This is a genomic window from Rhodococcus sp. IEGM 1354 (assembly GCF_030056855.1).
Classification (GTDB): domain Bacteria; phylum Actinomycetota; class Actinomycetes; order Mycobacteriales; family Mycobacteriaceae; genus Rhodococcoides.
Genome location: NZ_JASHKT010000001.1, coordinates 14,876 through 27,156 on the forward strand (window position 1 = coordinate 14,876; position 12,281 = coordinate 27,156).

The 12,281-nt window shown below is 65.5% G+C and carries 12 protein-coding genes; 8 read left to right on the plus strand and 4 right to left on the minus strand.

From position 1 onward, the window contains the following. Window positions 1-53 precede the first annotated feature (53 nt). Window positions 54-998 carry an LLM class F420-dependent oxidoreductase gene (locus QM588_RS00095; protein ID WP_283310792.1) on the plus strand — a complete coding sequence of 315 codons (945 nt, stop codon included), beginning with the start codon at window positions 54-56 and terminating at the stop codon, window positions 996-998. Window positions 999-1,126: 128 nt separating this feature from the next. Here the strand turns inward: QM588_RS00095 and QM588_RS00100 are convergent, their stop codons facing one another. After that, on the minus strand, window positions 1,127-2,266 hold the full coding sequence (locus QM588_RS00100) for an acyltransferase family protein (RefSeq protein ID WP_283310793.1): 1,140 nt from the start codon (window positions 2,264-2,266) through the stop codon (window positions 1,127-1,129). Between the two features lie 259 nt (window positions 2,267-2,525). Between QM588_RS00100 and QM588_RS00105 the strand changes: the two genes are divergently transcribed. Continuing rightward, a complete protein-coding gene (locus tag QM588_RS00105; RefSeq protein ID WP_019667073.1) occupies window positions 2,526-3,149 on the plus strand; it encodes a superoxide dismutase in 624 nt (207 codons plus the stop codon). Between the two features lie 79 nt (window positions 3,150-3,228). Here QM588_RS00105 and QM588_RS00110 read toward each other — a convergent pair whose 3' ends face one another. Together QM588_RS00110 and QM588_RS00115 are read right to left on the minus strand one after the other, a co-directional pair. Further along, complete coding sequence (locus tag QM588_RS00110; RefSeq protein ID WP_283310794.1) at window positions 3,229-4,164, minus strand: sucrase ferredoxin; 936 nt, start codon at window positions 4,162-4,164, stop codon at window positions 3,229-3,231. Window position 4,165: 1 nt separating this feature from the next. Then, window positions 4,166-5,113: an ABC transporter substrate-binding protein gene (locus QM588_RS00115; RefSeq protein ID WP_157889865.1), complete on the minus strand. Its 948-nt coding sequence runs from the start codon at window positions 5,111-5,113 to the stop codon at window positions 4,166-4,168. A gap of 157 nt (window positions 5,114-5,270) precedes the next feature. On the opposite strand from QM588_RS00115, the gene QM588_RS00120 reads away from it, so the two are divergent. From QM588_RS00120 to QM588_RS00140, 5 genes are all read left to right on the plus strand, one after another. Continuing rightward, window positions 5,271-5,798, plus strand: a complete 528-nt coding sequence (locus QM588_RS00120; protein ID WP_027494858.1) for a hypothetical protein — start codon at window positions 5,271-5,273, stop codon at window positions 5,796-5,798. Window positions 5,799-6,004: 206 nt separating this feature from the next. Then, a complete protein-coding gene (locus tag QM588_RS00125; protein ID WP_283310795.1) occupies window positions 6,005-6,712 on the plus strand; it encodes a TMEM165/GDT1 family protein in 708 nt (235 codons plus the stop codon). A gap of 848 nt (window positions 6,713-7,560) precedes the next feature. Then, entirely contained in the window at window positions 7,561-7,929 is a 369-nt protein-coding gene (locus QM588_RS25755; protein ID WP_442972860.1) for a sensor histidine kinase, read from the plus strand. Further along, the gene (locus tag QM588_RS00135; RefSeq protein WP_283310797.1) at window positions 7,926-8,942 is read left to right on the plus strand and encodes a hypothetical protein; all 1,017 of its coding nucleotides are present in this window, start codon (window positions 7,926-7,928) and stop codon (window positions 8,940-8,942) included. Before QM588_RS25755 ends, QM588_RS00135 begins: the two co-directional genes overlap by 4 nt. Window positions 8,943-9,054: 112 nt before the next feature. Continuing rightward, window positions 9,055-9,822: an SDR family NAD(P)-dependent oxidoreductase gene (locus tag QM588_RS00140; RefSeq protein WP_283310798.1), complete on the plus strand. Its 768-nt coding sequence runs from the start codon at window positions 9,055-9,057 to the stop codon at window positions 9,820-9,822. A gap of 40 nt (window positions 9,823-9,862) precedes the next feature. Here QM588_RS00140 and QM588_RS00145 read toward each other — a convergent pair whose 3' ends face one another. Beyond that, window positions 9,863-11,485 (minus strand): TM0106 family RecB-like putative nuclease, encoded by a 1,623-nt coding sequence (locus QM588_RS00145; RefSeq protein WP_442972840.1) that lies wholly within the window; start codon window positions 11,483-11,485, stop codon window positions 9,863-9,865. Window positions 11,486-11,614: 129 nt separating this feature from the next. Between QM588_RS00145 and QM588_RS00150 the strand changes: the two genes are divergently transcribed. Beyond that, complete coding sequence (locus tag QM588_RS00150; protein WP_283310799.1) at window positions 11,615-12,265, plus strand: DUF6474 family protein; 651 nt, start codon at window positions 11,615-11,617, stop codon at window positions 12,263-12,265. The last annotated feature ends 16 nt before the right edge of the window (window positions 12,266-12,281 follow it).

The following is a 12,281-nucleotide window of genomic DNA, read 5'->3' on the forward strand; positions in this document are numbered from 1 at the left end:
TTGACACAGCTGTTGTCTGCGGTCGTCTATCCAAGCTGATTACCCTGGCAAACATGACTTCTCACTCCTCGGTCGAGCTACGCGTCTTCACCGAACCGCAACAGGGCGCCACCTACGACGACCTCCTCCGAGTCGCCACAGCCGCGGAGCAATTCGGCTACGGTGCCTTCTTCCGATCCGACCACTACCTCGCGATGAGCGGCGACGGGTTGCCCGGCCCCACCGACGCGTGGATAACCCTGGCCGGCCTGGCTCGTGAGACGTCGACCGTCCGGCTGGGCACGCTGGTCACCTCTGCCACATTCCGTTACCCCGGCCCACTCGCCATCAGCGTCGCGCAGGTCGACGCCATGAGCGGTGGCCGCGTCGACCTGGGACTGGGTGCCGGCTGGTTCGAGGACGAGCACAAGGCGTACGGCCTTCCGTTCCCGGCGCTCGGTGAGCGCTTCGACCGACTCGAAGAGTCCCTTGCCGTCATCACCGGGCTGTGGGAAACACCGACCGGCGAGACGTTCTCGCATGCCGGAACCCACTACCCCGTCACCGATTCACCCGCCCTCCCCAAGCCGGTCCAATCGCCGCGTCCACCCATCCTCATCGGCGGCGGAGGCAAGAAGCGGACTCCGGCCCTGGCCGCAAAATACGCGGACGAATTCAACATCCCCTTCGCCTCGCTGGCCGACACCGAAACCCAGTTCGGACGCGTCCGCGCCGCCTGCACCGCCGCCGACCGTGACCCCGACTCCCTCGTCTACTCCAACGCACTCGTCCTGTGCTGCGGCCGCACCGAAGAGGAAATCGCCCGACGCGCAGCCGCCATCGGCCGCGATGTCTCCGAACTCCGCGAAAACGGGGCCGCGGGAAGTCCCGCCGAACTGGTCGACAAAATCGGCCGCTTCGGGGCCATCGGCGCGACTCGCGTGTACCTGCAGACCCTCGACCTCACCGATCTCGATCACCTCGAACTGGTCGCCTCCGAAGTCATCCCGCAGCTCTGACCTCCCCCTACCCATCCACCCCAGTCCACTCAACGTGACATTGACCCCCGAAAAGGCCACCAAATGTCACATTGACTACCCAGCGGGGGGTGGACTACCCAGCGGGGATCACTACCCAGGGGCTGGGGTCAGGCGGCAGATCGGGTGCGTAGTTGTCGGTAGCGCGTGCTGATGTGTCGTGCTGCGGGCAGTTCGATCCAGCGGTAGATGATTTCGGCGAGTGCGGCGGTGCCGGTCAGGAAGGCCAGGACGGCGGCGGTCGGTCCGAAGTGCGGTTCCACGGCTGCGTAGATGCGGTAGAGCACGAGTGTGTGGATCAGGTAGATGGCGTAGCTGCGGGTGCCGATCCAGCTGATGATGGGCCAGCGGGTGATGGGTCCGTCGTATCGGGCGAGGAGTAGCACGGTGCCGGTGACGACGAGCAGTGACCACAGGTAGGTCTCGCCCATCCAGAAGGTGTGGACGTCGATGGCGAGGCGGATCACTTCGATTTGTGCGACGACGCCGATGACGATCCAGCGCCAGGTGACGAGTTTCGCCCAGCCGAGGTAGAAGATCTGGCCGAGGAACAGGGTGGGCAGTACTCCGGCGACTTTGGTGAGGAACGGGATGGTGTACGGCTGCGGCAGGTAGAGGTTCCAGAGGATCACCAGTGTGCAGAGTGCGGCTCCGATGAGGGGCACGGTGATCGGGCTTGCTCGGAGCGCCGAGCGCATTGCGACGCAGTAGAGGTAGAACACGATCTGCACGACGAGTGTCCAGGTGACGCCCAGTACGGCGACCTCGGGTCGGAGGAAGAACCCGCCGAGGAAGAAGCTGAGTACGGCCTCTCCGTTGCTGATTCCGGGTTGTCCGCTGAACATGCCGTTGACGCCGAGTTTGACGAGTACGACGGCGAGGGCGATGGCGAACCAGAGGGCGGGCACGAGGCGGGCGAGCCGCGCGACCATGAAGTCCCGACGCGATTGCCGCATGGCGGATCGGGTGATGAGCAGTCCGGTGAGCAGCATGAACATGCTCACGCCCACGAAGGAGAGGTGGAGGTTGAGGCCTATGTCGTCGATGAGGACGAGGTTGACGATGTCGAGCATCCACCAGTCGCCGCCGACGTCGTCGAGTAGGTAGAACGAGATGTGCGAGTAGAGGACGGCGCAGACGGCGATGACGCGCAGGAGATCGGCGCCGTTCATCTGGACTCGGGGCGCGGTCACCGCGGGTGCGGCGACGGACTCGTCGACCGAATTCGGGTTCGGACGGTCCCCTTTCACACCCTCGAGTTTAGGTTCCGTTCATGGTGTGGACCAATTCGGCGCTGTTACGCAACTAATTCGTGATATTCGCAGGTTTTCGCAGCCCAGGAATCCTGCTGTCTTGTTCACGTGAATTTATTCCGAGAAAAGCATCTCGGTTACAACGGTTGCACAAGGGGTAGGAATGAGATTGGGTTGAACCCTACGAAAGATCCGCAGTAGGACGAACGTGCCCGCATCACGCGATGGGCACGGCGTCGTTAGAGAAGGGAACCACGTGTCCGAGTACACCTTGCCCGACCTAGATTTCGATTACTCCGCCCTCGAGCCGCACATCTCGGGCGAGATCAACGAGCTTCACCACTCCAAGCATCACGCCACCTACGTCGCCGGTGCCAACACCGCGCTCGAGAAGCTGGCTGCAGCCCGCGAGGCCGAGGATCACGGCAGCATCTTCCTGCTGGAGAAGAACCTCGCGTTCCACCTCGGTGGCCACGTCAACCACTCCATCTGGTGGAAGAACCTGTCGCCCAACGGTGGCGACAAGCCCGAAGGCGAACTCGGTGCCGCGATCGACGACCAGTTCGGTTCGTTCGACAAGTTCCGCGCACAGTTCACCGCTGCTGCCAACGGCCTGCAGGGCTCCGGCTGGGCAGTGCTCGGCTACGACTCGCTGGGCAAGAAGCTCCTCACCTTCCAGCTCTACGATCAGCAGGCCAACGTGCCGCTGGGCATCATTCCGCTGCTGCAGGTCGACATGTGGGAGCACGCCTTCTACCTGCAGTACAAGAACGTCAAGGCCGATTACGTGAAGGCGTTCTGGAACGTCGTCAACTGGGCCGACGTCCAGGCTCGTTTCGAGGCCGCCACGTCGAAGACCCCGGGCCTGATCTTCCCGTAGGTTTCGAGATTGCCGCACGACGCGCAATCGCAGACAGGGCCACCGCATTCGACGCGGTGGCCCTGTCGCATTTCGAAGGTCACGCTCTCCCGGCAGTGGGCACCGACCTGATGGTTGTCATGCCGTGGTCCGGTCTCGCGACGTCCTCGGAACGGCAGGTCGTTCGGCGCGGGGGCTCGGGATCGGGTGCCACGTGTACCTGCACAGTTCCCGACGTCGTCACCACCACGACATCCGACGCGACGCCGGACGACGTGACATCGGATGACGTGACATCGGACGGGTGGACGTCGTCGATTCCGGTGAGACCGTATTCGGTTCGTACAGCGTGTTCGGCGATCTGGGCGACGGTCTCGTCGGTGCAGCGGCCTCGGTAGTGGCGCAACGTGAGATGCCCGCGGTCGTGGTCGTCCACGACGGCCTGCGCGTTGGTCGGTTCGAGGTTGCCGTAGTAGCTACCGTCGGGCAGGGCCACCATGCCCGCTGCGTATCGATCCCCGCCCAGGTGCGTCGATTCCCATACCCGCCCACTTGGTCGGTCGAGGGCCGCCGCTACCGGCCGACCGAGCACCGCGCAGCACGGATCCTTCTTTCCGTGCGTGCAGACGAGGTAGAGCCGCTGGTCGACGCGAGCCCCGATACCAGGTGGGGTGCCCGCCGCAGCGGCTTCGAGGGGCAGTTCGAGTATCTGCTCGACGGTGTCGACCGTGTATTTTTCCAGCCACGGCCCGCGGCGACCCGAGTGAGCGAGAAACACCTGTCGCGTCTCGGTGGGTTCACGCCGGCTGTGACTTTCTCGCACCAGTTGCCGGCGCACCCCGACGGCATTGCAGCGACGCGAGAGTTCGGTGCCGATTCGACCCAGCGGCCCGTCCGGCCCCCATGGTTCGCGCCCCCACGGGCCTCGGTGCTCGATCAACACCCAGCCGTGTGCCCGTGCAGCTGTCCCGCGCAGTGATTCGTCGTTCTCACGCGCCACTGCAGCGCAGCCCACCCAGCGTTCCGATGCCGGCACGTCAGCCCCCGATTTCGGTCACGGTATCGACCAGGGCCTGGGCGGTCAGCACGTTGCCGAAGAGAAAATCCTTGGACGGCAGCTCTGTCACCCGAGCTCCGAGCCCGGTGAAGAGCGGGTTCTGCCGCAGTTGCGCCACGGCGTCCTCAGTCCCGGCGTCGGTGAGCAGAAGGATGTCGTCGGCTGCCAGTACGTCGATCAGTTCCGGGCTGACGTCGACCGTCTGCACCGCGTCGGATCCGCGATCCTGCTGTGCGGGCGCGCGGTAGCCCAGGTCGGCCAGAACTGCGTAAGGAAACGATCCGTCCTGCGTCATGTACCGCAACGAGTCGGTGCGCACTCGCGCGACGGTCAACGTGGCGTTTTCCCGAGGTGAGCGTGACTCGGATTCGTCGACCGCCTGTCGATAGTCGGCCAGCAAACCGTCGGCGATCTCCTGCCGATCGAGGATGCCCGCCAGCTGCTGCAAGGTGTTCTGCCACGAGGCCGGGGTGTATTCCACGACGACGGTCGGCGCGATCGGGGCGACCCGGTCGTACAGCGCTCGGTTGTCCTCACCCGTCGTTCGCATGACGATCAGATCCGGTGCGGCGGCCGTCAGGGCCTCGATGTCGACGTCGGCGTCGACGGATCCGATGTCGATCGGTTCGGTGGTGAGCCGATCCCGGACGACGGGTGCGTAGTCACCGGTGAGCGGCGGCTTCACCGCCGCGACGGGCTGAATTCCCAACGCGACGACGGCTTCCAACGTGCGATCGCCGTCGAGCACGGCCACGCGCTGTGGATCGACGGGAACACTCGTCTCACCGAATGCATGCTGCACGGTGCGAACCTCGCCGCCGGTCTCGTCGGTGGTCGATGCCTCCCGACTGCATGCGGCGACACTCAGCAGTAGCGCAACGGACAGCAAGGAGACGACGGTTCGCCGGGCGGATCCTCTGTTTTTCACCGCAGCAGCGTATCGGCTGCCGAGCCGCAGTGGGCCGGCTACGTTTTCGGCTGGCACTCTCCCCATCTTGTGTGCCAGCCGTTTTCGGGTCATCCTTCTCCTTACCCAACGTCGTGTACCCGGCTTCTGCCTCGTACCTGTCTGGGAGGGATGCGCAATGGACGATCGAGATCTCATCGGTGTCTCACCTTTTCACGCCGCCGGTCTACTGCGCGGGTTCGTGATCTCCGGTCGTTGGCCGGACACCACCAAGGAGTGGGCTCAGTTCCTGGCGCTGGCCGTCCGGGTCGCGTCGATGCCGGGTCTGTTGGCGACGTCGACGGTGTTCGGGGTGCGGGAGGAGCTGCCCGAGGATCCGGAACCGGGGACGGTCGGTCTGGTGTTGGCCGAGGGACCGGTGATCGGCGATTTCGCGTTGGCTCCCGGCCGGTTCTCGGACCATCAGCCGGCCGCGTTGCTGATGCTGCATCCACCGTCGGAGACGACGCCCTCTCTGCCGGAATGTGCGGGCGCGGCCTCGGGTTGCGTTCTGCTGCCCGGTCTTCCGCATCTGGGCCTCGATCACCGGGCCGCGTGGGTGGAGGCAGAATCCGACGGCACCGTGACGTCGATGATCAGTCGGGTCGGCCTCGATCCGATCAGCGATCCCGACACCGCAGTTTTGGCGATGCTCCTCGCATCCTGACCGCTCCCCGTACACGATTTTTCGGGTCCCCAAACTTATTGGCGCATTGGACAATTGGAGAAACGGCACTTAAAGTCGTCTGCAGCGAAGGGGAGTAGCCCCCAATCAACGTGTCGACATACTGGTCGTTTTCCACGACCCGGCACCTGAACCGGTACTTCCGGTGGGCGAGACCTTCGGTCCGTTCGACGACCGAGGAGTCTGCTGTGCTGTCCGCTCTACTGTTGAGTTTTGCTGTCATTTTCGTGGCCGAGCTGGGTGACAAATCCCAGCTGATGGCCATGACGTTCGCCTTGCGCTACAAGTGGTACGTCGTCATCGGCGGCATCACGGTGGCCACGACCGTCGTGCATCTGGTCTCGGTCGCCGTCGGCCATTTCCTCGGGGTGTCCATCCCCACCGAAGCCATTTCGATCGTCGGTGGTCTCGCGTTCGTCGTGTTCGGCCTGTGGACCCTGCGCGGTGATTCGTTGTCCGACGACGAGGGCGCGAAGGCGTCACGGGTCACCAAGTCGGCCTTCTTGGCCATTGCGTCCGCATTCTTCCTCGCCGAGCTGGGCGACAAGACGATGCTGGCCACCGTGACTCTGGCCGCCGACAACGACTGGGTCGGCGTGTGGATCGGCTCGACGGTGGGCATGGTCGCCGCCGACGCCCTCGCGATCGTCCTGGGTGCCGTTCTCGGAAAGCACCTGCCGGAACGGATGATTCAGTACGGTGCGGCCATTCTGTTCTTCGTCTTCGGCGCGGTCCTGTTCTTCGAGGGACTGATGCCGGGTACGTCGGCTCCGTACGTGGCGGCCGCAGTCGTGGTGGCGATCTCGGCCCTCGTCGTCGCCGCTGTGTTCGTCCGACGCTCCCGCAGCGATGCACCGCAGGAAGTGGAGAAGCGCAGCACCACCGAAGACGTCTGACCTTGGTTTACACTCCTCTTCCGGAGGGGTGAATGAACGAAGACCAGCAGGGGACGGGTAGCGACGCGGCACACCGTTCGACCGATCGGCTCATCAGGATATTCGGCCGTTTCGTCGGTACCGGCTACGCGGCGTATCTGCTGCTGCTCGTTCCCGATATAGCGCGCAGCAGCGTCACCGTCCCCGGGTGGTGGACCCCGGCCGCCGTGGTCGTCGTGTTCGGTACCGGTCTCGCGTTCGGAGCCTTCACCTTTCACCCGGATATCAGGGTCAGCCAGGTTGCGGGTTCGATCGCAGCGTTGGCATTCCCGGTCATGGCCCTGCTGTGGTGGGTGGCCTGGGACGGGACCACCTTCGATCGGAGCGGAATGTTCCTATCCGCATTCCCCGGCCTGGCCTCACTCGCGGCCGCCACCGTGTGGCGACCCATCCCGGCATTCGTGCACACGGCCGTCTCGGTGGTCATCGTGCAACTGATCAATCAAGCTGTGCGAGAGCCGTTTCCTCGAAGCAACATCATCGCCGAGATATTTTTCGGGCTGATGTTCTGCACGGTGTTCGTCGCCGCGACTCTGGCCGCACTGCGTACCGGTCGCATTCTCGATGCCACCATCAGCGCCACCCACGGCGATGCCGCTCGGGCGGCTGCGGCGAATGCACGCGAAGTCGAACGGGAACGGTTCGACGCCCTCATCCACGACGAGGTCATGTCGTCGCTGCTGGCGGTCGCGCGCCAGGGCCGTACTGCCAGCCTGGCCCGTCAAGCACGTTCGGCATTGGCCCATCTGGACGGGCTGCACACCGACACTGCCACACACGATTTCACCGTCGACGACACGATCGCGCTGATGCGGGCCTCCGCATCGACGGTCGACGAGTCGATCGATTTCAGGGTCCGCGAGGACCCTACCGATTCCCCGGCGAACTACCCTGCCGATGCAGTCCGGTCGATCGCGGGCGCACTCGCGGAAGCACTGCGCAACAGCGTCGTTCACGCTCAGGCGACGACCAGATCGGTGACGGTCGAGCTGGCCCCGTCGGCACTGCGAGTCATCGTGCGAGACAACGGTATCGGCTTCGATCGACGCTCGGTGCCTCCGCACCGACTCGGCGTCGCCGTCAGCATCGAGGGGCGGATGCGTCAGCTCGACGGCGGTTCGGCCGAGATCGACACCTCCCGCCGCGGAACCACTGTGCGATTGAGCTGGTCGCGATGAACGGCGAGGACGTTCGCGACCTGCTGTCGATGAAGTCGGGGGCCGCGTACGCCGTCGCCGGCTTCTACATCCTCGCGTGCGCCGTGTGTGCGTCGGCGACGCTGAAGGGTATGTCCGCGGTGTGGCCGCCGTTCGTCTCGGTGCTGGTGTTCTCGGCCGCGGTCATCCTGCTGCTCAGAGCGCCGGGGGATCCGCTGAGCCCACGGTCCACGGCGTTGCTCACAGTGTCCGGGCCGGTGGCCGCGTCGTTCGTCTTCGCCGTGGTGCCGGTGCCGCTGACCGGCAGTCTGCAGTCCTGGCCTCTGGGTATGTCCGTCGTGATCTACACGTTCATGTGTGTCCGTGGCCGCACGCCGGCCGCGTGGTTCGGACTCGCGCTCAGCATGTCCGTCGTCGTCGGCTGGGCAGCCTGGACGGGTCAAGGCGCACTGTTCGGATTGTCGTTCAGCGCCATCAATATTGCTCCGTTGTTGATGGCGACGTTCTTCGCCTTCACCATCCGACCCCTCGGTGCAGCGATCTTCGAGCTCCGTGAACAATCCACCATCCGCATCGCCGCCCAGGCCGCCGCCGCGGCGGTACTCGAAGAACGCGACGCACGCCTGGCCAGTCTCGATACGCTCGCCCGCCCGCTCCTGCAGCGCATCGCGGACGGCCCGGATCTCACCGACGAGGAAGTCCTGGCGTGCCGACTCCTCGAAGCCGAGCTCCGCGACACCCTGCGGGCCCGCGGGCTCGTTCTGCCCGAGTTGGCCAGAGCGGCACGCTCGGCTCGCGCCCGCGGCGTCGAGGTCACGATGCTCGACGACCGAAGCCCCACGGCCCTGAGCGAGAAGGTCCGCAACGACATCGCGGCCGGGGCGTCGAACAGTCTGGACGGAGCCGTGACGGGATCGGTGACGGTTCGCCTGCTGCCTCCGGGCCGACCGGCCGCGGCGACGATTCTGCTCGACGACTTCGGTGACGGTGCCCAGCGAGTCGAGTACGACGACTCCGGCCGCATTCTGCCCTGACCGTCGGGCACCGGACAGCGGGGTGAGGTCCCCCGCCGGTTATGGTGCAGAACACAGCGTGGTCGCTGCCTGTGCCGCGACCCGACACCGCTAACGAAGGGGATCGTACGACGTGGAGATTTCAGGAACAGCAGCACTCGTCACCGGTGGCGCGTCGGGCCTCGGAGCAGCAACCGCAGCACGTCTGGCAGGCGCGGGTGTCACCGTGTTCGGCCTCGATCTGCCGCAGTCCATCGAACGCGCCGGAGACAGTGTCCCCGACGGCGTGACCCTCATTCCCGCCGACGTCACCAGTGAAGCCGAGGTGGAGGCGGCACTGGACACCATCGTCGAGTCCGGTGTGCCGCTGCGCATCGTCGTCAACTGCGCAGGCGTGGGCTGGGCGGGTCGCATCCTGTCCAAGAAGGGACCGCACGATCTCGAGCTGTTCCGCACGGTCATCACCATCAACCTGCTCGGCACGTTCAACGTGATGCGGCTGGCCGCCAACCGCATTCAGTCGCAGTCCACCGTCGACGACGCCGGCCAGCGCGGCGTCGTCATCAACACCGCATCGGTCGCCGCATTCGAGGGCCAGATCGGCCAGATCGCCTACACCGCCTCGAAGGGCGGCGTGCACGCGATGACCATCACTGCGGCCCGCGACCTGGCCCAGGTCGGCATTCGCGTGAACACCATCGCCCCCGGCATCGTCGACACCCCGATGCTCGCCGGTGTCACCGAGGAATACCGTCATGGCCTCGAGGCGTCGGTGCCCTTCCCGTCCCGTCTCGCGCAGCCGACCGAGTACGCCCAGCTGGTGCAGATGATCGCCGAGCACGACTACCTCAACGGCGAAACGATCCGCATGGACGGCGCGATCCGGATGGCACCGCGCTAGACGTCCTTTCGCGTGTGACCCCGACTTCTCGGGCGCGGGGTCACACGCGAGCGCGCAGGTCCGCCACGGTCGGGATCTCGTGCTCGGCGCGGTCGGACATCCACTCACGCAACACTTTGGTCGCGAGCACATCGTCCTCGTTGTAGACGAGCAATCGCTCTCGCTGGGTGTGATCGGGATCGGAGTCGTATCCGACGGCCTCGCGGTACCAGCCCATCGACGCCTCGCCGCCGGCTTCCTCGTCGCGCCAGGAGAATCCGGCCACCGGGGCAATCTTCTTCAGGCCCTTGCCGTTCGGGCAGATGAACTGGTCACTGACGGCCTGATAGATGTCCACCCACTGCTCGCTGTCGATGAATTCGCGTATCTGCGCCTCGGTGGGCACCCCGGGGACGTCGGCGAAGCGTCGGGCCGAGTCGAGTAACCACTTGTCCTCGGCTTGTCTCGAATAGCAATACGCTGCAAAGGTTTTGCCCCGAGCCGCGGCATCGGCTCGCGTGTCCATCAACCAGTTCCAGAACACCGCGAACGAACGTCCCTCGTCGACGGTGGGCAGCGGATCCCACGTGACGAAGCCGCGATACTCCGGCGGCGGTCCGCCTGCCTCGGTGAGGAGCGTGCCCCACAGGTACGCGCCGTGCTCCTGGTAGCTCTCCATGTCGACGTCCACCTCCACGTCGGCGCGGTGGACCGTCACGGTCTCCGATCGACGCAGGAGCGGCACGTCCGCGCGCCAGGCCAGTGCCGCGGACACAGCGTCGTCGAAGTTACCGAAGGGCCACTCCTCGGGAGCCGGACCGGTCCATTGCGCCAGCTCGTCGATCGTCCGCACTCCTGCGCTGCGCAGCACATCGGCTCGGGATCCCGATGCGACGAGTGAGACGTCGCGGGCCGCCACCAACTGCGGCTTGCAGTCGAACCACCAAGCACAGGAACGGCATTCACTGATCTGCGAGGGAACGGTCACCGCGTCACCGCTCGCGACCGCAAGCCGGTCCGCGAAGCGGATGTCGTACTCGTCGAGCGCGGCAGTCAGGTCGTGTACCAACACGCACTCTCCGCGATAACCCACTGCGCCACCGACCGGGGTAGCCGTGGCCAGGCCCTCGTGGGCGAGCATGCGGTACAGGTGTGCGAGGCGGAGCTGATCGCGCAACTGGCTGCGCACCTTGCGCGTTTCGTCGACGGCCGGAGCCCAGTGCGTGAGCGGGGTGGTGCGCGCACCGCGCCCGGGGTCGGTCACCTTGTGATTGACGACGATCACCGGAATGTAGCCGCCCGACGCGTCCCGCACGAGAAGCTCGCTGCGTCCTCGGCGACCGGTATCGCGTTCGAGTGGCAGCACTGCGTTCCAGATACGTTCGACGCCTGCGCGGCAGGCCGCGACGGTCGCATCGGCCGCAGCACGGGCCGTGGGCTCGTCGATCTCGGTCCATTGCATGGGGTCGGCCGCTGCCAACTGCGCGCGAATGTTCTCGCGATGCGCCTGGGCCGCTTCGCGGCGTTGCCGCACCCCGGGATTCTCGGGTTCACCGCGCAGCAGCGCCCCGTACGCGGTGTCGAGATAGAGCCGGTGCCGACATCGCGTCAACGATCCGGCGTCGAGCAGCACAGGTGCGTGCGACGCTGCCGCATCTCGTTGACCGTTCACACCGCTAGACATTAGGTGAGCCCTCCGACAGCCGAAGAAGAACAGCTGCCTATTAGGCGGGAGTGGAGCCTGCGGAATGACCCATTAGGCTGTGTGGAACGCACCGTTACCGCCTAGCAGCACATGTCAGGAGCCTTGTCGATGGGTCTGTTCCGTAAGCGCAAAGGTCGTGCCACTCGCAAGGCGGAGGCGAAGGCCCTCAAGCACAAGGCCACTCTCGAGGCGAAGCTCGGCGCGAAGAACGAGCGCAAGCAGTTGAAGTCGATCGCCAAGGCGCAGCGCAAGCTCAGCGCGGTGGAGGCCAAGTCGCAGAAGAACGTCGAGAAGGCCCAGGTCTCGGCGTTGCGGGCCCAGCAGAAGGCGGCTGCGGCAGGCACGCTGAACGTGGCTCAGATTCGTAAGTATCTCGGTATTGCTCGGCTTCTGTTGCCGGTGCTGGCTCCGATTGCCTACCGTGCCGCCACCGTCGTTCGCGGGCAGCTCGACAACCGCAAGGCGCAGCAGCTGGGTGTCGCACCCGATCAGCTGAGCGAGTACTCGGGCCACGGCGGCAAGCTCAGTGCCCGGATCGCCGGCGCCGAGAAGTCGCTGAGCACCATCGGATCGCGTCATTCGGATCCGGAGACCAAGAGTTTCGGTGCCGCGATCAGCGAACGTCTCGACGATCTCACCACGGCTGTGCGCGCCGCCGAGCAGATGCCGCCCACGCGCCGCAAGACTGCGCATGCCGCGATTTCCGCAGAGCTCGACGGCATCGAAGCGGACGTGCTCGCTCGCCTCGGCGTGCGCTGATCTCACCGACCATCCG

Coding starts and splice junctions, on each gene's coding strand:
- QM588_RS00150 (WP_283310799.1), top strand. CDS start 11,615: ATGGGTCTGTTCCGTAAGCGCAAAGGTCGTGCCACTCGCAAGGCGGAG.
- QM588_RS00120 (WP_027494858.1), top strand. CDS start 5,271: ATGGACGATCGAGATCTCATCGGTGTCTCACCTTTTCACGCCGCCGGT.
- QM588_RS00145 (WP_442972840.1), bottom strand. CDS start 11,485: ATGTCTAGCGGTGTGAACGGTCAACGAGATGCGGCAGCGTCGCACGCA.
- QM588_RS00135 (WP_283310797.1), top strand. CDS start 7,926: ATGAACGGCGAGGACGTTCGCGACCTGCTGTCGATGAAGTCGGGGGCC.
- QM588_RS25755 (WP_442972860.1), top strand. CDS start 7,561: ATGCGGGCCTCCGCATCGACGGTCGACGAGTCGATCGATTTCAGGGTC.
- QM588_RS00095 (WP_283310792.1), top strand. CDS start 54: ATGACTTCTCACTCCTCGGTCGAGCTACGCGTCTTCACCGAACCGCAA.